This is a genomic window from Methylobacterium sp. AC690 (assembly GCF_979256535.1).
This window is the reverse complement of sequence record NZ_CEEDOX010000017.1, coordinates 21150-43491: the sequence shown is the minus strand read 5'-3', so window position 1 is coordinate 43491 and position 22342 is coordinate 21150. Positions and strand designations below refer to the sequence as shown.

The following is a 22342-nucleotide window of genomic DNA, read 5'->3' as shown; positions in this document are numbered from 1 at the left end:
GCACAGGTGCGGAGACGGTTGGCGCGGGATCACACCCGTCTTCGGCCCATCACCCCGCACCTCGCACCGGACCACGATTCTCTTCAGGGCGGCGTTTATCGCTTTTTTAATCGGTAAGTCTATCAATATAGGCTGTCTCTCAAGGCCTGTTGTGCTCTGCCCGCCGCGGATATGACAGTATCTCTAGCGCGCCGACTAGGCAATGAACATCAAGCTCAAGTGGATATTGATCGCGATAATTGGTTCGATCGTTGCGGCTCTCTGTCTACAAGGTGTCATTGCGGTCAGCGGTCTGCGAAGCATCCGATCTGCTACGACGGATATTTCAGGATCTTGGCTTCCAAGCGTAAGGAGCTTGGGAGAAATCAGATTTGCAATGACGAACTTGCAACTGCTCAATGCGCGCTTCGCCCTCGGCAGGGAACCGCTCGCAGCGCTCGACATCCTGAACGCACAACGTTCGAAGGCGGTCGAAACCGCGCTCCAATCCTATCAACCCTTCGTCACGTCTCCTGAGGAACGGGTGCTCGCCGACGATATCCTCAGGCGCTTTTCGGCTTACAACGGGCTGCGCGCCGACTTCCGGAACCGGTTCACGACCGGGGATCAGGCCGCGCTGGTCGCAGGCTACGAGGCCGTCCGGTCCGATTACCAGGGCCTGATGAAGGTCATCGATGACGACGTCGCGCTGAACAATCGCGGGGCTGTCGCTGCGGACGTCGCCGCGCAGGCCAGCTACGACGAGGCCCTCCGGCTCACGGTCGCGGTCAGCCTCATCTCCGTCCTGATCGGCCTGGGTGGCGCGCTGTTCGTCCTCTCCGGCGTGACGCGCCCGATCACCCGGATCACCGGCGCGATGCAGGCCGTCGCGGCCGGAGACCTGGCGGTGGAGATCCCGTTCGCGGCCCGCCGCAACGAACTCGGCGCGATGGCGTCGGCCCTGTCGGTCTTCCGCGACAATCTGCGGGAGACCGCGCACCTGCGCGAGCAGCAGCGGACGCGCGAGCTCGCCGCGGAGGACCTGCGTCGGCAGGGGATGCACCGGATGGCGGACGGCTTCGAGACCGCCGTAAGCGACATCATCACCATGGTGACGTCGGCGGCGACGGAGCTTCACACGACGGCCCAGAGCATGTCGGGGACGGCCGCCGAGACCGCCAGCCAATCCACCACCGTGGCGGCGGCGGCGGAAGAGGCGGCCTCGAACGTCAGTACCGTGGCGGCGGCGGCCGAGGAACTCGGCTCCTCCGTGCAGGAGATCGGGCGTCAGGTGGACGGCTCGGCCCAGCTCGCCCAGCGCGCCGTGGTCGAGGCGGAGCGCACGGTGACCCTGGTCCAGGATCTCAGCACCGCGGCGACCAAGATCGGCGATGTCGTCGCCATGATCTCCATGATCGCGGGGCAGACGAACCTCCTGGCCCTCAACGCGACGATCGAGGCGGCGCGCGCCGGCGAGGCGGGCCGCGGCTTCGCAGTCGTGGCGGCCGAGGTCAAGGAACTCGCCAACCAGACCGCCCGGGCCACGGAGGAGATCGGGACCCAGATCGGTCAGATCCAGGGCTCGACCGGACAGGCGGTCACCGCCATCGACAGCATCACCCACCGCATCCGGGAGATCAGCGGGGTGTCGACCACCATCGCGGCCGCGGTGGAGGAGCAGGGCGCCGCGACCCAGGAGATCGTGCGCAACGTCTCGCAGGCGGCGGTCGGCACCGAGCGGGTGACCGCCAACATCGCGGGGGTGGCGGGCACCGCCGAGGAGACCGGCGCCGCGGCCGCCCAGGTGCTGTCCTCCGCGAGCGAACTCTCGCGCCAGTCCGAACATCTCGGCGCCGAGGTCGCCCGCTTCCTCGCCACCGTGCGGGCAGCCTGAGCGGCCCGTTCGGCATTTCCCGTCACGGCGCGCGCCGATGCGGTTTCCCCGCCGTCGGCCCGGCCTATATACCCGGCTCGGCAGCGCAGGCCCCTGGGGGTCCGCTGCCGTCCGGCCCCGTTCGCGCGGGCCGGTGGCCGGGCGAGATCATCCGCTGCGGCGTGTCACGGCCTCCGGGCCGACTCCGCAGGAGCATCCATGGACGAGGCGAGCGAGCGGTTGATCGAGGCCGGAACCCCGGCCTTCCGCCGCACCGCCATCGCGCTGGGGGCCGCCGGGTTCTCAACCTTCGCGGTGCTCTACGGCGTGCAGCCGCTGCTGCCCGTCTTCGCCGACGACTTCGCGGTCTCTCCGGCCGAGAGCAGTCTCGCCCTGTCGCTGCCCTGCGCCATGCTGGCGATCGCGCTCCTCGTGGTCAGTCCCCTCTCGGAGGTCTGGGGCCGCAAGCCGATCATGGTGGCCTCGCTGTTCGCCTCGGCACTTCTCACCATCGTCGCGGTGCTGGTGCCGAGCTGGCACGGCTTCCTCGCCCTGCGCGCGCTCACGGGGCTCGCCGCCTCCGGCCTGCCGGCCGTGGCGATGGCCTATCTCGGCGAGGAGATGCACGGGCGCGCCATCGGCCTCTCGATGGGCCTGCTGATCGGCGGGAACGCGGCGGGCGGCATGGTCGGCCGCCTGCTCGCCGGCATCATCGCCGACCATGCCTCCTGGCGCTGGGGCCTCGGCACCATCGGCGTGCTGGCGCTCCTCGCCGCCATCGCCTTCGTCTACCTGCTGCCGGATTCGCGCCGCTTCCGGGCGAACCGGATGCGCTGGCGCGAGGTGCCGGGCACCTTCGGTCAGCACTTCCGCGATCCCGGTCTGCCCTGGCTGTTCGCGGAGGCGTTCCTGCTGATGGGCGGCTTCGTCTGCATCTACAACTACATCGGCTTTCGCCTGCTCGATCCGCCCTTCTCCCTCAGCCAGAGCGCCATCGGAGCGATCTTCGTCGTCTACCTGTTCGGGACCGTCTCCTCGGCGCTGACGGGCGAGATTGCGAGCCGGCTCGGGCGGCGCAAGGTGCTGTGGCTCGCCATCCTCCTGGGCCTCGCGGGCGTGACCCTGACGCTGTCCGCGCATCTCGGGCTGATCATCCTCGGCATCGTCCTCGTCACCGTAGGCTTCTTCGGCGCGCATTCCGTGGCCAGCAGCTGGGTCGGGCGCCGGGCCTTGCGCGACCGGGCCCAGGCCTCGTCGATCTACCTGTGCCTGTACTATCTCGGCTCCTCGGTGCTCGGCACCGCCGGCGGCTGGTTCTTCGCCCATTCGGGCTGGATCGGCGTGGTGACGTTCTTCGCGACTCTCTATGGCCTCGCGCTGGCGATCGCCCTGCGGCTGGCCCGCCTGCCGCCCCTCGTCCAGGCCGATGGCTGACTTCCATCCCCGGTCCCTCGGAGGGGCCTCGCGCGTCCCCGATCCGAAACCGCGATGGGAGGCCTCGCGCGTCCCTGATCCGAAACCGTATGACGGACGCCGCTCCGTGCCTTATGAGGGGGCCCCTGCCCAGGGAGCCTTCCGGGGGCGCCCACCAGACGAAAGCAGTCCGAAACACCCATGACCGATCTCCTCGAGACGATTCGCCGGACGCTCGTGCCGATTCACAAGGAGGGCTATCCCTTCATCGTCATCGGCATCGTGCTGACGGTGATCGGCGCTTACTTCGCGCAGTTCCTCGGCTGGGTCTTCCTGATCCTGACCCTGTGGGTCTGCTACTTCTTCCGCGACCCCGAGCGCATCACTCCCGTGGGCGACGGCCTCGTGGTCTCGCCGGCGGACGGACGGGTGAACCTCATCTCGACGGTGCTGCCCCCGCCGGAGCTCGACCTGCCACAGGAGCCGATGCTGCGCATCTCGGTCTTCATGAACGTGTTCGACTGCCACGTGAACCGCGTGCCGGTGACGGGCCGGATCGGGCAGATCCACTACACGCCGGGCCTGTTCCTCAACGCCGAGCTCGACAAGGCCAGCGACGACAACGAGCGCAACGGCCTCGTCATGGAGACGACCCACAGGGGGCAGCCCCTGCGCATCGGCGTGGTGCAGATCGCCGGGCTGGTGGCGCGCCGCATCGTCGGCTGGGTCCACGCCAACGACACCCTGAACGTCGGCGAGCGCTTCGGCCTGATCCGCTTCGGCTCGCGGGTCGACGTCTACCTTCCGATCGGCACCCGCGTGCTCGTCGGCCTCGGCCAGAAGGCGGTGGCGGGCGAGACCGTGCTCGCCGATCTCGGCGGCGGGCCCGAGCGCACGTTCCGGCGCATCTGAGGGGTTCCCATGGACGACCTGTTCCCCCCCTTCGCCCCCGACGCCAACGAGCCCCGGCCGCGCCGCTTCAAGCCGGTGCCGTTCCGGATGATCGCGCCGAACATGATCACCCTGATGGCGCTCTGCCTCGGGCTGACGGCGATCCGACTGGCCTTCGAGGGCAAGTTCGAGCCCGCGGTGATCTCCATCGTGGCCGCCGCCTTCCTCGACGGCATCGACGGACGCGTGGCCCGAATGCTCAAGGGAACCTCGCGCTTCGGGGCGGAGCTCGACTCCCTGGCGGACTTCGTCAATTTTGGCTGTGCGCCGGCGTTGATCCTGTACGGGTTCGCCTTGAAGGAGTTGCGCTCGGTCGGCTGGATCGTCGCGCTGATCTTCGCCATCGCCATGGCCCTGCGGCTGGCCCGCTTCAACGCGATGCTGGACGATCCCAACCGCCCGGCCTGGAAGAAGGACTTCTTCGTCGGCATGCCGGCGCCCGCGGGCGCCCTGACGGCCATGCTGCCCCTCTACCTCAACTTCCTCGGGCTGCCGATGGAGCATTGGGCGGCCCCCGTGGTGCTCGGCTACATGCTCTGCATCGCCCTGCTGGTGGTCTCCACCGTGCCGACCTTCTCGGGCAAGACCATGGGCAAGCGCGTGCCCCGGGACTGGGTCCTGCCGATCTTCCTCGTGGTGGTGGCGGCCTTCGGCCTGTTCATCAGCTTTCCGTTCGAGGCGATGGTGGCGCTGGCGCTCGGCTACCTCATCACCCTGCCGATCGGGGCGGCGCAGTATCGCCGCCGGGCCAGGGCGGAGGGGCAGGGCTCCGCCGGGATCGGCGCGGCCGACGATCTCCCCGAACCGGCGCAGCCCGCCCACGATCGGGCCGTGGACATCTGACGCGCGGCGCTGTCGCTCGCTGGTTGTCTTCGTCTAAGCTGATCGCGGCTCGAGCGTTTCGTTCGGGCACGACGCATGCGGGGGCGGGTCGATGCTCGAGGAGTTCAAGAAGTTCGCGTTGCGCGGCAACGTCGTCGACCTCGCCGTCGGCGTGATCATCGGTGCCGCCTTCGGAGCCATCGTGACTTCGGCGGTGCAAGACCTGTTCATGCCGATGATCGGGGCGATCACCGGCGGGCTGGACTTCTCGAACTACTACATCGCGCTGTCGTCAAGCGTGCAGAAGGGCGCGGCCTATGCCGACGCGAAGAAGCAGGGCGCCGTGATCGGCTACGGCCAGTTCATCACCGTGGCGCTGAACTTCATCATCGTGGCCTTCGTGCTGTTCCTCGTGATCCGGGCGATGAACCGCCTCGTGAGCAAGGAGGAAGCCAAGCCCGAGGCCGTGGCCGAGGTGCCCGCCGACGTGAAGCTGCTTTCCGAGATCCGCGATATCCTAGCGACGAAGCCGACGGTCTAGCGGTTGTCCGGGATAAGCAGGACTCGGTTATCCCCAAACGACAAACGTCGAGACAGGAACGTAAGGTCTGTCTGACTCACGATGAGCCTGACAGACCCTAGCGGACTCCGTCGGGCTTCGGGGCTGCCCCGAGGTCGCCCAGCAGGCCCTCCAGGGCCTGCTCCACCGCCACCGTACCCTCCTCGTGGGTCTTCAGCCGCACCTCGAGCCGCTTCAGCTGGGGGGCGAAAGCCTCCGGCGCAGCCGGATCGCCGAGATAGTCTGGGACCGTCTCGCCGGTGGTGAACACCGTCCGCAGCTGCTGGCCCAGGTGATCGCGGACCGGCTCGGGGAGGGCGGGGTCGAGCGGGAGATCGTCTGCCATTGTCTGGGTATCCCTCGCGTCCATCGACAAATTCGTACCCACGCAATGCGTGCCGGGAAGAGTAACGGCCGAGATCGTCAAGTGTTGCACCGTTCACTACCCGAAGGCTCCCCGGGGATCGAGGGGATGAACAGTTCCGGACAGAAAAAGGCCTCCGGCGAGAGCATCGCCGGAGGCCTCGATCCATCACCGCGCCTGGGGCGCGGTGGGGCGTCTTAGTCGATCACTTCGACGATGCGGTGGCTGCGGTCGACCAGCACCGGGCGCTCGTTGACGATGGTGTAGCGGGCGCCGCGGGCGTTGTACTCGGCGGGGACATCGTAATAGCTCACGCCGGAGCTCGGCAGCACGGCGCCCACGCGGACGTCGCCGTTGTAGTCGTAGGACGAGCGACGCTCGCGGGTGACGTACTGACGGAAGCGGGGACGGTCATCGACGCCGAGGATGCCACCGACCGTGCCGGTGGCTGCACCGACGGCGCCGCCGACGATCGCGCCGACCGGGCCAGCCGCATCCGCACCCTCTTGGGCGCCACGCTCGGCACCGCGGACCAGGCCCTGCGCCTGGGCGGCCATGGGCAGGCTGAGGGCGATCGCGGAGGCGGCGAGAAGGGTCTTGAAGTTCATCGTGAAGCTCCTGAACGAGTATCCCGCGACGCTGTGAAGCGCTGCCGGGTTCAGGGCAGTAACGTCCAACTCCCGGAAGGGATGCGTCGAAACTTCCGGGACCGGAGAGAGCGGACGGCATCGTCCGCCGCGCCCGCGGGCGCGGCCGGACCCTTCACGGGCCGGCAGCCACGGGCATCCGGGATCCGGCCTCCCGGGGTGGGATCAGGCGTCCTTGGGCATGGCCGACTGGATCAGCCGGTCCGAGCTCAGGTCCTCCTCGTCGTAGCCCAGGAGCTCGGCGAGGCGCCCGCGGGCCCGGCTGACGCGGCTCTTCACGGTGCCGACCTTGCAGCCCATGATGGCGGCCGCTTCCTCGTAGGAGACGCCCTCGGCGCCGACGAGCACCAGCGCCTCGCGCTGGTCCGGCGGGAGCTTGCCCAGGGCCGTCTGCAGGTCCTCGACGTCGAGGCGGTCACCCTGGTGCGGAGCGGTGGCGAGGCGGGCGGCGTAGGAGCCGTCCTGGTCCTCGACCTCGCGCACGCGCTTGCGGTGGTCCGAGTAGAATATGTTGCGCAGGATCGTGAACAGCCAGGCGTTCAGGTTCGTGCCCGGCTGGAAGCGGGCGCGGTGCTGCCAGCCCTTCAGCAGGGTGTCCTGAACCAGGTCGTCGGAGCGGGCCGGGTTGCTCGTCAGCGACAGGGCGAAGGCCCTCAGGGACGGCACGGCGGCGAGCAGGCCGTTACGGAACTCCGGCTCGATCGCCTCGCCGCGCGCTTTCAGGGCGGCTTCCAGCTGCGCGATGAGTTCGGCGAAGCGGGTCGGCTGCTCGTCCGGCGCCAGGCGCTCGTAGATCGTGCGCAGGTGCTCGCCGAGATGGCTGCGGATGTTCGAGGACAGGTTCGGCCGGCCGTCGGCGGAGGCCGACAGGGCGTCGAGGTCGGTGTCGGTCACGTCGCGTGTCATGGCTCGTCGTAATCTGGGGCGGTCAGGTTTCGTGTCGGCCCGAGGCGTCCGAGAGCACCCGCGTGGTCAACTGATATCGCGCGTTGTAGCGCATCTGGGCCGGCCACGCATCCCGCCGGACAACCGTGGCGGTTATGTGCCGTGCCGCATCAACAGCCGCAGGAGGACGGGACCCGGTCCGGGCGCGGGATCGCCGGGGCGGCGGCCGCTTTGGAGGGGCCTCCCCGGGCCTTGGCCGGCTTGAGGATGCGCACGGCGCCGTCGCGCAGGGAGAGCACGTGGCCGCGCTCCACGTCGATCCAGCACTCGTCGCGGGTGAGGGCCTTCGTCGCGATCACCGTGACGACATCCTGCGCGCCGGTCTCCTGCGCGAAATCGACCCGCCAGTCCTCGTCCACCAGGGTCGCGGTGCCGAAGGGGGCGCAGCGGGTCAGGTAGCACAGGCGCTTGCCGCAATGGGCGTAGAGGGTGCGGCTGTCCGACAGAAGCATGTTGAACACGCCGAGGCCGTGCAGCGCGGCGCAGAGGTCGGCCACCGCCCGGTCGATGCGCGCCGGGCTCGGCAGGTCGGGCCAGCGCTGCTGCAGCTGGTCGAGCATCCAGCAGAAGGCATGCTCGCTGTCGGTGGAGCCCACCGGCTTGAACCCCGTCAGCGGCCACTTCTTCACGCCCTTGAGCTGGCCGTTGTGCGCGAAGGTCCAGCGCCGGCCCCACAATTCGCGGCTGAAGGGATGGGTGTTCTCGAGGTTCACCCGCCCCCGATTGGCCTTGCGCACGTGGGCGATGACGATGCGGCTCTTGATCGGCGTCCTGCGCAGGAGCTTGGCGAGCTCCGACTGCGCGCTCGGCTCCGGCTCGTGGAAGGCGCGGGCGCCGCGTCCCTCGTAGAAGCTGATGCCCCAGCCGTCGGCATGCGGGCCGGTCTCGCCCCCGCGCCGCGCCAGGGCGGCGAAGGAGAAGCGGATATCCGTGGGCACGTTCGCGCTCATGCCGAGCAGTTCGCACATGGAGGTTCGGGGGACTTCGCGTGGGACGGAGGGAGGACGGTGCGGGGCGGCGAACTCCTCCGAGGGCGCCGGGTGACTCACTCTAGAGGATTTTCCCGCCCGCGGGAGCCGCTAATCCGCCTGAAGCGCCCCGCTCCGCGCACGGGAGCCCCGGACGGCTCCCGAACCGCGTGTCGCCTCGAACCTCGCATGGGTCCCGATGCGCGAACGCCGCCGGACCCGTGGGATCCGGCGGCGCGTGTTCCCGCGCTGGCGTCGGATCGGCTCAGAACCGATAGGTGAAGTTGCCCTTGACGGCGTGGTCCTGGGCGCGTGCGCCGACCTGGCCGGTATAGGCCAGGCCCAGGGTGGTGTCGCGCGCCACCCGCAGGTCGAGCCCGGCCTCGGCCACCAGCGCGTCCCGGCTGATCGGCGTGCCGGCCACCAGGAAGCCCGGGCTCGTGCCGAAGCTCAGGAGCGCCTTGGGCACCACGTCCCCGTAGGCCCGGCGGTAGCCCACCAGCCCGTGCAGCGAGACCGGCGCGGCGACCCCCCAGTCCAGGCTCGCCTGCCCGCGCAGGCCCAGCGTCGAGGTCGCCACTGCGGTGGTCTGCGCCGCCCCCGTCAGCGCCGCCGGCCCGCCCGTCTCGGCGAAGCGGTCGCGCCCGATCGACACGTAGGCTCCGCCCACGAAGGGCTCGAGATAGGCCGGCTGGACCGGAGCCGCGGCGAGCGCTCCGAGGGCCAGCGGCCCGGGCTGCTGCCCTCCCAGGACAATCCGGTAGCCGAGCTCGCCGAAGCCCTGCACGGTGGCGCCGCCGTAGCGGGCCGCGGCGCTGTCGGCGAACCCGGCGAAGCGCACGGCCCGGCGCAGGCGGCTCGCCTGGTCGGCATAGACCGCGCCGAGGCGCAGGCTCACGGGCCCCTGCTCCAAGCCGCCGTAGACGCCCCCGAAACCGCTCTCGATCGTGCCCGAGGCGCGCTGCCCGGCGCTGTCGAGGCTGGTGGCGGTGTAGCCGCCCGCCACGCCCAGGCGAAAGCCCGTCTCCAGGCGCGCATCCGCCCCGAGCACGAAGCCGGAGGTCTGGCGCGCCAGGGACGCGGCGTTGCCGTCGCTCCGGGCCTGGCCGAAGCTGCCGAAGCCCTGGCCCCAGAGCCCGAACACCCGTGGGTCGAGGACCCGTACCGGCACCGGCGCGGCGGGGGCGGCCCGGCCGGGGAGGTCGGCGCTGTAGGCCACCGGCAGGGCGCCGTCATCGGCGCGCTCGGCCGCGCCCGGGCTGGCACCCCAGCGCAGGCGGTCGAGGACGGCCTCGCGCACGAAGAAGGCGGTCTCGAACTGGGCTCCGACGGCGCTGGCGTGGATGTCGCCGGTGAGCGCCCCGAAGGCGGCGCGCGCCTCGGGCGTGGTCAAGCCGACGGTGCGCCCGTAGAGGGCGGCCCCCGCCCCGGCGGCCTGGACGGCGTCGGCGACGCTGGCCTGGTTGCGGCTCTGGGCGATGCTGGCGAAGGCGATGTCGTTGCGCGTGAGCGTCAGGTCGACGGCGCCGGGGGCGTAGCGCAGGGTGGGGGTGAGAAAGGCGAAGTTGGCGCTGACGCCGGCGAACTGGCCCTGTACGCCGCCCTGCGCGGTGAGGACGGTGTAGCGGGTGCGCGGGTCGTAGGTCCCGGCCGCAGCCTGGACCTGGACGGTGCCGCCGGTGAGGGTTGCGGTGCCGGCCACCGCGAGGCGGTCGGCCTGGCCGGCGGCGTCGGTCTCCACCTGGAAGGTCGCGCCCGGGGCGAAGCTGGCATTGCCCGCGACCGAGAGGGTGCCGATGGAGTTGCCCGGCGCCACGACGGCTCCGGACTGGGCCGCCAAGCCGCCCACCGTTCCGGTGCCGCCGAGGCTGGCGCCGGAACCGACCGTCACCATCGAGCCGGCGAGGCTGCCGTTCACGGCGAGACGGCCCTGCGCCACACTCGTGGCGCCGCTGAAGCTGCTGGTGCCGGTCAGGCTGAGGCTGCCCGCGCCGGCCTTGGTCAGGAGCCCGCTGCCCGCGATGGGATTGGCCAGCGTACCGTCGCTGGCCTGGTCCAGGATCAGGCTGGCATTGTCGACGATGGCGCCCGAGCCGAGGCCGGCGGCGGAGGCCACGAGGGTGCCGCCCACGATGGTGGTGCCCCCCGAATAGGTGTTCGTGCCGGTGAGCCCCAGGGTGCCGCTGCCCGCCTTCGTCAGGGACCCCGTGCCGCCGATGTCGTTGCGCCACGCGTCGCTGGCGTCGTACCCGCCCTTCGCGGCATCCATCGTCACCGTGACGGCGCCGTTGAACGCGCCGTAGCCGTCCACACCCGAGACCAGGTTCAGGCGGCCCCAGCCGTCGTAGGTGTTGCCGCTGAGCAGCGGATAGCCGGCAGGCAGCCCCGTCGTCGCCAGGACCTCGCGGCGCTGCGCGTCGCTGAGGTAGGGGAAGCGGGTGAGGAGGAGCACCTGCGCCTGGATCGGGACCTCCGCGGCCGTGAGCGGCGTGCCGGGTCCGGTCGGCTGGAAGCCGTAGGTCATCCGGGCGGTGTAGTCCGCCTTGTTCTGCGCGGCCCTGCCGAAGGGATCGGCGGTCCCGTCGGGCGCGGTTCCGGCGAGGCAGCCCGCCACGGTTCCGGCCGCGCAACTCGCGGCGAGGTAGGCCTGCGTCTGCTGGTAGGCCTGATAGACCGCGTAGGCGCCGGCATTGGCCGGATTGGTCCAGTCGATCCGGTTGCCCGCGGCGTCGTAGAGGCTGGCGTAGATGTTGGTGGCGGCGATCGCCGTCGCCTGCATCCGGCCGCCCATCACGTCGAGGGGCGAGTGCATGCCGGCCAGGATGCGGTTGTTGCCGAGTTCGGAGGCGCGGGTCAGGAGCGCCTGCATCCGCTGCGGGACGAGGAAGCCGACGCCCAGGCTCTGCAGGTAGCCGGAATTGGTGTGGCCGCTCGGATAGCCGCCATCCGCGTAGGCGTTCGTGGTGTTCTTGCGCGGATTCAGCAGCGCCGGCGTGACGACGTCGGTGGTGACGCGGTAGGGGCGGGGCGCCGTCCCGATGCCCGGAACGTAGGCGCCGACCCCGAAGGTCGCCGCGGTGAAGACGCCGGCCGCGTTGTAGGACCCGACATCGGGCGCCGTCAGGGGGCGCCCGCCATTGGCGTCGATCATCGCCTGGGTGACGGTGAAGCCCTTCACCCAGCGCTCCGTCGTCCCGTAGACGGCCGGCGCAGGGAAGTTGGAGAGGTAGCTCGGGACGGCGAACGCCGCCGTGTCGGCGGCGGACAGCGCCGTTTTGTTCGTGGTGGCGCTGTAGTCGTTGAACCGCGCGGCCAGGGGATCGATGGCCGGATTCGGGCCCTGGTAGCGTCCGAAGACGCGCTTTGCCGGCTCCGTCGAGGCATTGCCCCGGACCGTGTCGTCGATGAAGCGGACGGCGGCCGCCAGGGGCGTCGCCGTGCCGTTGCCGAAGGTCGTGGCGCCCGCGTTCGCGTTCGCGCCGGTGTTGAGGTTGGCGGCGTAGTCCGCGAGCGTCGTCGTGGCATAGGAGGTCGGCACCTGGCTCGCCGGCCGGGTGCCGGTGAACGAGGCCCCGGCCCCCGTGAGGTAGGCCGAGGTGAGGGACCCGAGCCCGTTGAGGATGCTGTAGGCCTGCCCGGTGCGGTCGTCATGGATCGCCGCGAGGGTCTGGTCCGCGGTCCGGCCCTGCGTCAGGCGCACCACCGTCTGGTAGTTCTGGGTCATGACGGCGGGATTGGCCGTCATCAGGCCGACGTAGCTGTCGAGGATGCGCGGGACGACCGTTCCGGGACTGACCGCGGTGCTGTTGTTGAACCCGACCCCTGGCGCGGTCGGGATCTGCTGCGCCGCTGCGCCGACAGGCAGGAGGCAGGTGGCGGCGAGCAGGGCGGTCTTGAGATGTCCGGACACGAATCCTCGCACGGAAGCAGGCAGGCGCGGTGTTGCGAGGCAGCGCTAGCTTGGCCGTAAGACGCGTCCGTGACGGATCCGGCTCCCGCGCCCTCTTCGGCGGGAGGGCCGGTTCGCGCGTGGCGGGTGTGGCCGGATTGCCGCAACCGGATCGCCGGTTGCCGCGCGGAAGCGGGCCGATGGTCCGCCGAGGTGCGCCCCCGCGCTTTCGCCGCCGGAGACGATCCTCTAAGCCGCTCCCCGGGCCCCGTTCCGGGGCATCGTGGACAGGGTGCCGATGGACCGCGATCCGATCGCCTTCACCTGGCGGACCGCGCGGCGGGAGCATGCCGCGGCGATCGGGCTGGCGCTCGGTCTCGGCGGACCCCTCGCGCTGCTCGCGCTCCTGTGCCTGCGGGATCTCGTCGGCGTGCAGGTGCACGACACCGATCCCACGAGGCCGTTCCTGCGGATCGCCGCGGCCCTGCCCTGGCGTCCCGATGCCGAGGGGCCCTTCGTGGCCTTCGCCGGCTGGATCCTGCCACACGGCGAACTCGTGCGCGCGGCCTTCCTCGGCCTCGCGGCGGCGGCCCTCGCCTCGGCCGGGCTCGGCTGGGCCGTGGCGCGCCTCTGCTTCCATGCCCAGACCCGGACGGTGGCGGCCCTGCAGGGTCGGGTCACCGAGGCGATCCTGCGCGCGCCGCCCGGCGCCCGCGACGAGGCCCGCGCCCTGGCCCAGGCCATGGGAGACCTCCTCGCCCGCCTCGACACGCTGTTCGGCCTGGCGATCCTGGTGCCGGCGCTGGCGGTCGGCGGCACCGTCCTCGCCCTCGTCCTCGCCGGCCTCGCCGCGCCGCGCCTCGTGCCCACGGTCGCCGCCGGGCTCCTGGCCGCCGGCCTCGCCCGGGCGCTGATCCAGCGGCGGATGCAGGATCGGGCCGCCCTGCGCCTCCGGGCCGGTGGCGCCGCCGGGCGGGCCCTGTCCGACCTGATCCGCCGCATGCCGGCGGTGCGGGCGCACGGGGCCGCGGCCTTCGAGCGAGGGCGTCTCGCGGCCAAGGGCGCCAGCACGCGCGACGCCCTCGCGGCCTCGGAATCCGCCCTGGCCTATGCCCGTGCGCCCTCCATGGCGCTGGCGATCCTGCTGCCCGCGATCGTCGTCGCGGTGGCGCTGTGGCGCGGCCATGACGGCACCACCGAGCCGGTGGAGCCCGGGGCGCTGCTGGCCGCCGCCGGTGGCTTCGCCCTCGCGGTGGTGGCCCTCACCGTGACCCTGCGGATGGCGAGCCTGCACCGCACCCTCGCCGGCCCGTTCCGCGACGTCGCCGTCGCGGTTCCGGCCCTGGAGGGCCGTGCCCCGGTCCGCCCCGGCACGGTGACGGCCCTGCCGGAGGCGGGCGCCCTGGTGGCGCAGGGGGTCGGAGCCTACGATCCCGCCACCGGCGAGCGGCTGGCCGGCGTCGACGCCACCCTGCCGATGCCCGGCCACGTCGCCATCCTGGGCGAGCGCGGCAGCGGCAGCCGGGTGCTCGCCGCGATCCTGGCCGGGCAGCTCGAACCCTCCGCCGGCGCGGTCACCTATGGCGGCATCGACCTGCGGGCCTTCGAGCCGGAGGCGCGGGCCCGGCGCATCGCCCTGGCGGGGGCCGAGGCCATCCTCATCGAGGGATCCCTGCGCCAGAACATCCTCTACGGCGCCTCCGGGACGCCCGATCCCGACGACCTCATCGCCACCCTGCGGATCACCGGCCTCGATGCCTTCGCGTATGCGCGCGGCCTGGAGGGCACCGTCGACCCGGCGGCCGAGCCGGAGATCGCCCGCGCCGTGGTGGCCGCCCGCCACGCGGTCCGCGAGGCGCTCGCCGCCGACAAGGCCGGCCGCCTGGTCGAGCCCTTCGATCCGGCCCGCTACAACCACCAGGCCACGGTGGGCGAGAACATCCTGTTCGGCGAGGCGGTGGGGCCGGCCTTCGCCCCCGACCACATCGCCGCGCACCCGTATCTCCGCGCCGTGCTGGAGGCGGAGGGCCTCAGCCGTCCCCTCACGGAGATCGGGCTCCAGGTCGCCCGCAGCCTCGTCGAGATCTTCGCTGACCTGCCCGACGATCATCCCCTGTTCGAGACGTTCTCGCTGTTCCCGGCCGCCGAGCGGGGCTTCTTCGAGGATCTCGTCGGTCGCCAGCCCGAGGCCAAGGGCTGGCGCCGTGGTCCGGCCGGCCAGCGCGACCGCAAGCGCCTGATCGGCCTCGCCCTGCGCTACAGCGAGACGCGGCACCGCTTCGGCCTCATCGACGCCGCCTTCGAGGAGCGGCTGGTGGATGCCCGCCGCTCCTTCGCGCGCCTGATGCCGGCCAACCTGCGGGGAACGGTCGAGTTCTACGATCCGGACCGGCTCACCGCCGCCGCGAGCCTGGAGGAGAACATCCTGTTCGGCCGCATCAACGGCGAGGAGGCCGGCGCCGAGGCGCGGGTGCGGGCCCTGGTGCGTCGGGTGCTCGCCGACGAGGGCCTGGAGCCGGCCGTCTACCGCCTCGGCCTCGCGAGCCGGGTCGAGCCCGGCCTCGCGGGGGGCGGATCCAGCCTCGGCGAGAACGCCATCGGCCCGCGCGAGCGCATCGCCATCGACCTCGCCCGCTGCCTCGTGCGCCGGCCGGACATCGTCGTCATCGCCATCGCCCTGGAGGACCGGAAGGGCGACGAGATCCGCGCGCGCCTCGCGGCCCTGCGGGCCGCCCGGGCCGGCTGCGGACTCATCGTCTGCCTGCCCGATGCGGAGGTTCTGGCCGGGGTCGCGCCCTTCGACGCGGTGCTGCGCATCGAGCGCAACACGGTGCTGGCCGCCTGATCGCGGGTGAGAACCGGGCCTTCCCCGGCTTTCGGGGGCCTTCCCCTATTGCCGCCCCATTGGGATGCGATAGGCAGAGCGGTGTGCATCGTGCACGGGCGTCCGCCCGCCAGCGGACGGGTCGCTCTTCAGGACCCCGCATGGTCTTCCTGTCCCGGGGTCCGCTCCGCCGCGCGGCGTCGGCCCTTCTCGCTCTCGCGACGCCGATCCTCGCCCTCGGCGCCGTGATCGCGGCGTCGCCCGCCTCGGCCGAGCCGTCCAAGGCCTTCGCCCCGATTCCGGCCGCCACCCTGGCGCTGATGCAGGCCCGCGGCACCACTGCGGCGGCCCCGGTGCTGTTCCGGGCCTACAAGAAGGAATCCGAGATCGAGGTCTGGAAGCGGGCCGGCACCGGCCGCTTCGTCCACGTGAAGACCTTCCCAATCTGCCGCTGGTCGGGCCAGCTCGGCCCCAAGCGCAAGAGCGGCGACCGCCAGACCCCCGAGGGGTTCTACACGGTGCCCCAGCGCCAGATGAACCCGAACTCGCGCTACTATCTCTCCTTCGACGTCGGCTACCCCAATGCCTATGACCGGGCCCACGGCTCCACCGGCTCGGCCGTGATGGTGCACGGGGTCTGCTCGTCGATGGGCTGCTTTGCCATGACGGACCAGGTGGTGGGCGAGATCTACGCCATCGCCCGGGAGGCCTTCGCCGGCGGACAATCCGCCTTCCAGTTCCAGTCTTTCCCGTTCCGGATGACGGCCGCGAACATGGCCCGGCACCGGACCGATGCGAACATCGATTTCTGGCGCCAGCTCAAGGAGGGCGCCGACCGGTTCGACGCCATCGGCGAAGAGCCGGCCGTCACCGTGGCCGGCGGTCGCTACGCCTTCGCGCCCGCGAAGGATCCGGTCAAGGAGGCCCAGGTCGTGGCCTATCACCGGGCCGAGGAGGCGCGCATCGCCACCCTGGTGGAGGAGGGGAGTGCGGCCGTGCGCACCACCTATTCCGACGGGGCGCAACATCCGTTCTGGGCGGCGCTCGCGGCCAAGGGGACCTCCCTCGGCGACGTGAGCCGGCCGGAAGCCCTCGCGTATGCGGGCCAGGAGGTGGTGGTCATCGCGGCCCGGCCGCGCCCGGTCCAGGTGGCCGAAGCGGTGTGGTCGCGCTGGGTCGCGCCGGACTCGCCGCTCTCGCGCACCCGGATGCCCGGCTTCGTGCCCGCCTACGAGCGCACGGCCATGCTCTTCGCGCCCCTGGCCACGGCCGCTCCCGGGGCGGATGCCTATCCCGTCGCCTGGCCGCGCCTGATGCGCCTCAGCCTCTCGGGCCACCTGCCGGCGCCCGGTCCGACCCGGGGCGCCATCGACGTCCTGGCGCAGCGGTGAGCGGGCCGGTGGCCGGGTCGACACAGTTCGCCGGCGAAGTTCCGGGCCGACGGGCTCCTCACCCAGCCATGTGCGGGCTCGCACATCGGGGGGACAGGCGGCTTACTACCTCAGAGCAGTTCCACTTCGATCCCGGCACCCGCTTATCGCCGACCAGCGAGGATTGGATCGCGCCGGTGCGACGAAGGGCACCCGATCCGCGTTGGGATCGGGGCATATGGTAATCGAACGATGACCTTCTCCTCCCGTCCCTTCGCGGATGACGGCCTCACCCTGACCTTCTGGGGTGTACGCGGTTCGACGCCCGTCAGCGGCCCGGATTACATCGAGTTCGGCGGCAGCACGCCCTGTCTCGAGATCCGGTGCGGCGAGCGGCTGTTCCTGCTCGATGCGGGCTCGGGGCTGAACGCCTGCGGCCGCCATCACCGCGATGCGATGCCCAAGGAGATCGATCTCCTCTTCAGCCACCTGCACCTCGACCACACCGCCGGTCTGCCGTTCTTCAAACCCGTCGTGCTCGACCCGGAGCGGACCCTCAACACCTATTGCGGCAATCTCGACGGAGAGAGCGCCGCCGTGGCCCTGGACCGGCTGTTCTCGCCGCCGCTGTTTCCCGTCACCCTCGACATCATTCCCTGTCGCCTGGCCCATCACGGCTTCAAGGCCGGCGAGCGGCTGACCTTCCCGGACGGCGCCACCGTCGACACGATCCTGCTCAACCATCCGCAGGGCTCGGTGGGCTACCGCTTCGAGCATGCGGGCCGGCGGCTCTGCGTGATCAGCGACATCGAGCACAGCGATCCGTGGCCGGACACGGCCCTGATGGACTTCGTGCGCGACGCCGACCTCGTGGTCTATGACGGCATGTTCACCGAGGGCGAATACCCGGTCTGCCGGGGCTGGGGCCACTCGACCTGGCAGAAGGGCGTGGAACTGGCGCAGGCCGCCGGGGCGAAGGCCCTCGCCATCATCCATCTGCATCCCTGCCACACCGACGCGATGCTGCGCAGCGTCGAGGCCGACATGCAGGCGGCGATGCCCACCGCCTTCATCGCCCGCGAGCGCCAGACCGTGGCGGTGGGCGAGCCGGTGCGCAGCGCACCCACCCTGGCCCTGGCGCGCACCGCCTGAGGCGCGTGGTCCCTCGCCCGGACGGGGAGGGACCTTTCGGCGCGATCAGGCCGCTTCCTCGCGCCCGATGCGGCTGTGGCGCCGGCTCCAGCCGAAGTAGATCACCAGCCCGATGGCGAGCCAGACGACCAGCCGCAGCCAGGTCTCCCCGTCGAGGGACACCATCATGGCGAAGCAGCTGACGATGCCGAGGATCGGCACCAGCGGCACCAGGGGCGTGCGGTAGTCGCGGCGCGCGTCCGGCTGGGTTCGGCGCAGGATGATGACGCCGACGCAGACCAGGATGAAGGCCAGGAGCGTGCCGATACTGGTCATGTGGCCGAGTTCGGAAATCGGCAGGAACCCGGCGAAGGCGCTGGTGAACACCATGAAGAACAGGTTCGAGCGGTAGGGCGTCTTCCAGGTCGGGTGGATCTTGGAGAAGAAGCCCGGCAGCAGGCCGTCCTGGCTCATGGAGTAGAACACCCGGCTCTGGCCGAGCAGCAGCACCAGGATCACGGTGGAGAAGCCCGCGATCACGCCGAGCGTCACGAGGCTGCGCAGCCATGGGAACGGTGTCTGGCCGATGGCGGTGTTCACCGGGGCGGCGTCGCCCTTCATCTGGTCGTAATGCACGAGGCCGGTGAGCACGCCCGCGAAGGCGATGTAGATCACCGTGCAGATGGCGAGCGACCCGAGGATGCCGATCATCATGTTGCGCTGGGGGTTCTTGGCCTCCTGCGCCGCCGTCGAGACCGCGTCGAAGCCCACATAGGCGAAGAACACCACGCCGGCGCCCCGCATGATCCCGCTCCAGCCGTACTCGCCGAAGGTGCCGGTGTTCTCGGGGATGAACGGCACGTAGTTCTGCGCCTTGATGTAGAACAGGCCCACCCCGATCACGACCGCCACCACGGCGAGCTTGATCAGCACCACCACGGCGTTGACCCGGGCCGATTCCCGGATGCCGATCATCAGGAGCGCCGAGGCCGCCACGATGATGAAGATCGCCGGCAGGTTGACGAGGCCGTGCGCCAGGGTGCCGTCGGGAAGTGCATAGGTCTCGAACGGGGAGCGGATCAGGCTCGGGGGCAGGTTGATGCCCAGGGTGTCGTGCAGGAAGCGCGTGACGTAGCTCGACCAGCTCACCGAGACGGTGGCGGCGCCCACCGCGTATTCCAGCACGAGGTCCCAGCCGATGATCCAGGCCACGAACTCGCCCATGGTGGCGTAGGAATAGGTGTAGGCCGAGCCCGCCACCGGGATCATACCGGCGAGTTCGCTGTAGCACATGCCGGCGAAGGCGCAGCCGATGGCTGCGATGGCGAAGGAGATCACCACCGCCGGGCCGGCATACTCGGCCGCCGCGATGCCGGTGAGCGAGAACAGTCCGGCCCCGATCACCGCGCCGATGCCGAGGGCGATCAGGCTCCAGGGACCGAGGGTGCGGGCGAGCTTGTTCTCGCCGCCTTCCGCGTCGCGGTTCAGCCGGTCCAGCGATTTCGTGCGGGTGAGGTCGCCCGCGAAGCCTGCCGCCATGGGTGTGTCCTATCCTGGTTGGGAGCGAAGATCCGCGCGAGGCCGCGCCGATCGGGAATGCGATGATCGGGTGGGAACCGTCTTGCGCGAGGCCTCCGTATGCCCGACTTCTGCGATCTCGGCGCCTGCCCGCCTGAGTGGTATGCGCCCGGGTCCGCACCTGCAGATTTCGGGCCGGACCCCCGTCACGGGCTCGTGGACATTGCCGCTGCCGCTGCGTCCGATCCGGCGATGAGCGGGCCGAGGATCGCCCGCGCCCGGTCGGTGATGGCCGGGCCGGCCGTCTCGGGCGTTCCGGCCGCGAACGGCGGCGCCGGGGCGTACTCGGCCACGAGCTGGCTCGTGCGGGCCGCATCCGCACCGGCGAGGCGCGCGGAGAGCGCCAGGGCGAAGTCGAGCCCCGCCGAGATGCCCGCCGCCGTCACGCGGTTGCGGTCGAAGACGACGCGCTCATCCACCGGAATGGCGCCGAGGCGCGGCAGCACGCGGTCCCGCACGCACCAGTGCGAGGTGGCGCGATAGCCCTGCAGGAGGCCGGCCGCCCCGAGGATCAGCGAGCCGGTGCAGACGCTGGTGATCCAGCCGGCTCGCGCCGCCCGGTCGCGCAGGAAGGCCAGGGTTTCGGGATCGCGCATCTGCGCGGGCGTGCCGTCGCCTCCCGGCACGAACAGCACGTCGAGGTCGCGCGGGCAGGTCTCGAAGCTGTCCCCGGCCAGGAGGGCCAGACCGGTATCCGACGCGACGGGGCCCGCCATGCGCGCCACGAGGTACAGCCCGCCTCCGGCGATGCCGGCGAGGAGGGCCTGCGGGCCGACGAGATCGAGGGCGGTCATGCCCGGATAGAGCAGCATCGCGATGCGCAGCGTCGGGGCCTGCGCGGGCTCCGCATCGGACGCCCCGGCCGCGGACGCGCCGACGGCGGTCAGCGCGGCACCCGCGAGCCCGGCGACCGCGACGGCGCGGCGGGTGGGGCCGGGGGGCTGGCTCACGCGTTCGGCCTGACCTCGAAGGATTCGATGGCCTTGATCAGGGTCGCCGCCCGGTAGGGCTTGGTGAAGAACACGCTGCCCTCGATCAAGCGGGGCGGCGTCTGCGAGAATCCCGTCGCGTAGATGACCGGCAGGTCGGGACGCAGGGTCCGGGCGGCCTCGGCGAGCTGCCACCCGTCCATCAGGCCAGGCAGCCGGATATCGGTGAACAGGATGTCGACGGACGCTTCCACCTTGAGGATGTTCAGGGCGATCTCGGCGGTCGCCGCCTGGAAGACGGCGAAGCCGGCATCCTCGAGATCGGCCGTGATGACTTCCAGCAGCAGAGACTCGTCCTCCACCATGAGGATTCGTGGTTTGGCCGAGCCGCTCATCGTCGTGGCGTTCCGTCAGGCGTAGCCCAGGCGTGGTGCGCGACCGAGTCGGGACGCCTCACCACTCGGATAAGGGGACGATAACTCGGTTCGATCGCGAGGCAAGTAGATCCAGACTGTCGTGCCCCGGCCCGGTTCGCTTTGAATCTCGACATGCCCATCGGATTGCTTGGCAAAACCGAACACCTGGCTCAGGCCGAGGCCGGTGCCCTCACCCACCGCCTTGGTGGTGAAGAACGGCTCGAAGGCACGGGCGAGCACCTCCGGGCTCATGCCCTGGCCGCGATCCGCGATCTCGATGGCCACGTGATCGAGGGGGCGCAGGGCGGGAATCTGCTCGGCCTCCGCTGCGGGAACGTTGCGCGTGCGGATCACCACGCGCCCGCCCGTCTCGGTCGCATCCCGGGCGTTCACCGCGAGGTTCAGCAGCGCGTTCTCCAACTGATTGGCGTCGACGCATACGGGCCAGACCTGGGGCGCGAGGGTCATCTCCGGGCCCTCCACCGCGCCGAGGGCTCCGCGCAGGAGTTCGGACAGGTCGCGGATCAGCCGGTTCGGGTCGACCCGCGCCGGCTGGAGGGGCTGGCGCCGGGCGAAGGCGAGCATCTTCTGCACCAGGGCCGCGGCGCGCTCGGCGCCCGTGAGCGCGCCGTTCAGGGAGCGGCGGGCCCCGCTCTCCGGAGGCAAGAAGCGCTCGATCCGGTCGAGGTTGCTGATGACGACGCCGAGCAGGTTGTTGAAGTCGTGGGCGACGCCCCCCGTGAGGGCGCCGATGGCCTCCATCTTCTGGCTCTGGCGCAGCATCGCCTCGGCCCGGTCGCGCTCGGCATGAGCGTCCTGCAGGGCGGCCAGTGCCGCGTCGCGCTCGCCGATCCGCGCCAGCAGCTCGGCATTCGCCCTGCGCAACTGTTCGGGCGAGGGCAGGGCGAGGGCCCGCGGCAGCAGGACCCAGAGCAGGATCGCCGTCACGATCGAGGCCGCGGCCGTGACCGCCTTGATCGCGGCCTCGGCCGCGTAGTCCGGCACCCACAGGGTCCAGATGCCGAAGAGGTGGGTGGTGCCGCAGGCGAGGATGAACAGGGCGAAGGCCCAGAACATCCACCCGAAGGCGATGTCGCGCCGCCGGGTCACGAAGACCCCGAGCGCGACCGGGATGGTGAAGTAGGCGAAGGCGATGATCGCGTCCGAGACGACATGCGTCCAGATCAGCTCCGGGCGCCACAGCAGGCAGATCCCGTGCGGTGCCAGGCTGGTGCGGTCGAGGAAGCCGCTCAGGATCGTGAGCATGTCAGGTCTCGGAGGCTCCGGGTTCTGCCGCTTCCGACCGGGCAGGTTCGGTGGGCGTGATCTGCGCGGGATTATAGCCTGAACGACGCATGACGTCCCAGACAAAAGCGCGTGTTGACTTTGAGCTATTAAGGGTCACGACTGGGGTGAGCGCTGATTTATTATGGCTCCGCGCTTGGGAATTGCGGCACTGCGCGGCTTTGGCACGAGGTCCCGGCCCGCGTGTGCTGGCCATCATGTCGCGTCGGCCTCTCGGCGTCTCGGTCGAGGCGGAGGATCCGATGATCCGCGGCAGGCCGAAACTCCCGACAGGGGCACGGCGGGCGCGGCGGCCGATCGCTCCGCCGCGATGGCTCTGGCCCGAAGGCGGCGGGCGAAACCGGAGCGCGGAATCCTGCCCCGGAATCCTGCCCCGCAC

At 71.0% G+C, this 22342-nt stretch carries 17 protein-coding genes; 8 read left to right on the top strand and 9 right to left on the bottom strand.

What is annotated here, in order from left to right; translation table 11 throughout:
* Window positions 1–202 precede the first annotated feature (202 nt).
* From AC0IY1_RS19405 to mscL, 5 genes are all read left to right on the top strand, one after another.
* Window positions 203–1873 carry a methyl-accepting chemotaxis protein gene (locus tag AC0IY1_RS19405; RefSeq protein WP_471771658.1) on the top strand — a complete coding sequence of 557 codons (1671 nt, stop codon included), beginning with the start codon at window positions 203–205 and terminating at the stop codon, window positions 1871–1873.
* A 198-nt stretch (window positions 1874–2071) separates the two neighbouring features.
* Entirely contained in the window at window positions 2072–3286 is a 1215-nt protein-coding gene (locus AC0IY1_RS19400; RefSeq protein ID WP_055946905.1) for an MFS transporter, read from the top strand.
* 180 nt (window positions 3287–3466) lie between these two features.
* Window positions 3467–4177: a phosphatidylserine decarboxylase gene (locus AC0IY1_RS19395; protein WP_471771657.1), complete on the top strand. Its 711-nt coding sequence runs from the start codon at window positions 3467–3469 to the stop codon at window positions 4175–4177.
* A 9-nt stretch (window positions 4178–4186) separates the two neighbouring features.
* On the top strand, window positions 4187–5059 hold the full coding sequence (locus tag AC0IY1_RS19390) for a CDP-alcohol phosphatidyltransferase family protein (protein ID WP_055946909.1): 873 nt from the start codon (window positions 4187–4189) through the stop codon (window positions 5057–5059).
* A gap of 91 nt (window positions 5060–5150) precedes the next feature.
* A complete protein-coding gene (mscL, locus tag AC0IY1_RS19385; RefSeq protein WP_055946911.1) occupies window positions 5151–5579 on the top strand; it encodes a large conductance mechanosensitive channel protein MscL in 429 nt (142 codons plus the stop codon).
* Window positions 5580–5676: 97 nt separating this feature from the next.
* Here the strand turns inward: mscL and AC0IY1_RS19380 are convergent, their stop codons facing one another.
* From AC0IY1_RS19380 to AC0IY1_RS19360, 5 genes are all read right to left on the bottom strand, one after another.
* Complete coding sequence (locus tag AC0IY1_RS19380; protein ID WP_471771655.1) at window positions 5677–5943, bottom strand: hypothetical protein; 267 nt, start codon at window positions 5941–5943, stop codon at window positions 5677–5679.
* A 215-nt stretch (window positions 5944–6158) separates the two neighbouring features.
* Complete coding sequence (locus AC0IY1_RS19375) at window positions 6159–6569, bottom strand: DUF1236 domain-containing protein (protein ID WP_055946915.1); 411 nt, start codon at window positions 6567–6569, stop codon at window positions 6159–6161.
* 204 nt (window positions 6570–6773) lie between these two features.
* Window positions 6774–7514, bottom strand: coding sequence for a sigma-70 family RNA polymerase sigma factor (locus tag AC0IY1_RS19370; protein WP_055946916.1), 741 nt, complete (start codon window positions 7512–7514; stop codon window positions 6774–6776).
* A gap of 149 nt (window positions 7515–7663) precedes the next feature.
* Complete coding sequence (locus tag AC0IY1_RS19365; RefSeq protein ID WP_082512778.1) at window positions 7664–8521, bottom strand: class II glutamine amidotransferase; 858 nt, start codon at window positions 8519–8521, stop codon at window positions 7664–7666.
* A 265-nt stretch (window positions 8522–8786) separates the two neighbouring features.
* Window positions 8787–12431, bottom strand: coding sequence for an autotransporter outer membrane beta-barrel domain-containing protein (locus AC0IY1_RS19360; protein ID WP_471771654.1), 3645 nt, complete (start codon window positions 12429–12431; stop codon window positions 8787–8789).
* A 277-nt stretch (window positions 12432–12708) separates the two neighbouring features.
* Between AC0IY1_RS19360 and AC0IY1_RS19355 the strand changes: the two genes are divergently transcribed.
* From AC0IY1_RS19355 to AC0IY1_RS19345, 3 genes are all read left to right on the top strand, one after another.
* Entirely contained in the window at window positions 12709–15255 is a 2547-nt protein-coding gene (locus tag AC0IY1_RS19355; RefSeq protein WP_471771653.1) for an ABC transporter ATP-binding protein, read from the top strand.
* A gap of 140 nt (window positions 15256–15395) precedes the next feature.
* Window positions 15396–16625: a L,D-transpeptidase family protein gene (locus AC0IY1_RS19350; protein ID WP_471771652.1), complete on the top strand. Its 1230-nt coding sequence runs from the start codon at window positions 15396–15398 to the stop codon at window positions 16623–16625.
* Between the two features lie 231 nt (window positions 16626–16856).
* Window positions 16857–17756 (top strand): MBL fold metallo-hydrolase, encoded by a 900-nt coding sequence (locus AC0IY1_RS19345; protein ID WP_471771650.1) that lies wholly within the window; start codon window positions 16857–16859, stop codon window positions 17754–17756.
* 45 nt (window positions 17757–17801) lie between these two features.
* Here the strand turns inward: AC0IY1_RS19345 and AC0IY1_RS19340 are convergent, their stop codons facing one another.
* From AC0IY1_RS19340 to AC0IY1_RS19325, 4 genes are all read right to left on the bottom strand, one after another.
* Window positions 17802–19274, bottom strand: coding sequence for an amino acid permease (locus tag AC0IY1_RS19340; RefSeq protein WP_471771648.1), 1473 nt, complete (start codon window positions 19272–19274; stop codon window positions 17802–17804).
* A 185-nt stretch (window positions 19275–19459) separates the two neighbouring features.
* Window positions 19460–20125, bottom strand: a complete 666-nt coding sequence (locus AC0IY1_RS19335; protein WP_471771752.1) for a DJ-1/PfpI family protein — start codon at window positions 20123–20125, stop codon at window positions 19460–19462.
* 134 nt (window positions 20126–20259) lie between these two features.
* A complete protein-coding gene (locus tag AC0IY1_RS19330; RefSeq protein ID WP_055946925.1) occupies window positions 20260–20637 on the bottom strand; it encodes a response regulator in 378 nt (125 codons plus the stop codon).
* A gap of 15 nt (window positions 20638–20652) precedes the next feature.
* Window positions 20653–21924, bottom strand: a complete 1272-nt coding sequence (locus tag AC0IY1_RS19325) for a sensor histidine kinase (RefSeq protein WP_055946927.1) — start codon at window positions 21922–21924, stop codon at window positions 20653–20655.
* Between the last annotated feature and the right edge of the window lie 418 nt (window positions 21925–22342).

Coding starts and splice junctions, on each gene's coding strand:
- AC0IY1_RS19405 (WP_471771658.1), top strand. CDS start 203: ATGAACATCAAGCTCAAGTGGATATTGATCGCGATAATTGGTTCGATC.
- AC0IY1_RS19400 (WP_055946905.1), top strand. CDS start 2,072: ATGGACGAGGCGAGCGAGCGGTTGATCGAGGCCGGAACCCCGGCCTTC.
- AC0IY1_RS19395 (WP_471771657.1), top strand. CDS start 3,467: ATGACCGATCTCCTCGAGACGATTCGCCGGACGCTCGTGCCGATTCAC.
- AC0IY1_RS19390 (WP_055946909.1), top strand. CDS start 4,187: ATGGACGACCTGTTCCCCCCCTTCGCCCCCGACGCCAACGAGCCCCGG.
- mscL (WP_055946911.1), top strand. CDS start 5,151: ATGCTCGAGGAGTTCAAGAAGTTCGCGTTGCGCGGCAACGTCGTCGAC.
- AC0IY1_RS19380 (WP_471771655.1), bottom strand. CDS start 5,943: ATGGCAGACGATCTCCCGCTCGACCCCGCCCTCCCCGAGCCGGTCCGC.
- AC0IY1_RS19375 (WP_055946915.1), bottom strand. CDS start 6,569: ATGAACTTCAAGACCCTTCTCGCCGCCTCCGCGATCGCCCTCAGCCTG.
- AC0IY1_RS19370 (WP_055946916.1), bottom strand. CDS start 7,514: ATGACACGCGACGTGACCGACACCGACCTCGACGCCCTGTCGGCCTCC.
- AC0IY1_RS19365 (WP_082512778.1), bottom strand. CDS start 8,521: ATGTGCGAACTGCTCGGCATGAGCGCGAACGTGCCCACGGATATCCGC.
- AC0IY1_RS19355 (WP_471771653.1), top strand. CDS start 12,709: ATGGACCGCGATCCGATCGCCTTCACCTGGCGGACCGCGCGGCGGGAG.
- AC0IY1_RS19350 (WP_471771652.1), top strand. CDS start 15,396: ATGGTCTTCCTGTCCCGGGGTCCGCTCCGCCGCGCGGCGTCGGCCCTT.
- AC0IY1_RS19345 (WP_471771650.1), top strand. CDS start 16,857: ATGACCTTCTCCTCCCGTCCCTTCGCGGATGACGGCCTCACCCTGACC.
- AC0IY1_RS19340 (WP_471771648.1), bottom strand. CDS start 19,274: ATGGCGGCAGGCTTCGCGGGCGACCTCACCCGCACGAAATCGCTGGAC.
- AC0IY1_RS19335 (WP_471771752.1), bottom strand. CDS start 20,125: ATGCTGCTCTATCCGGGCATGACCGCCCTCGATCTCGTCGGCCCGCAG.
- AC0IY1_RS19330 (WP_055946925.1), bottom strand. CDS start 20,637: ATGAGCGGCTCGGCCAAACCACGAATCCTCATGGTGGAGGACGAGTCT.
- AC0IY1_RS19325 (WP_055946927.1), bottom strand. CDS start 21,924: ATGCTCACGATCCTGAGCGGCTTCCTCGACCGCACCAGCCTGGCACCG.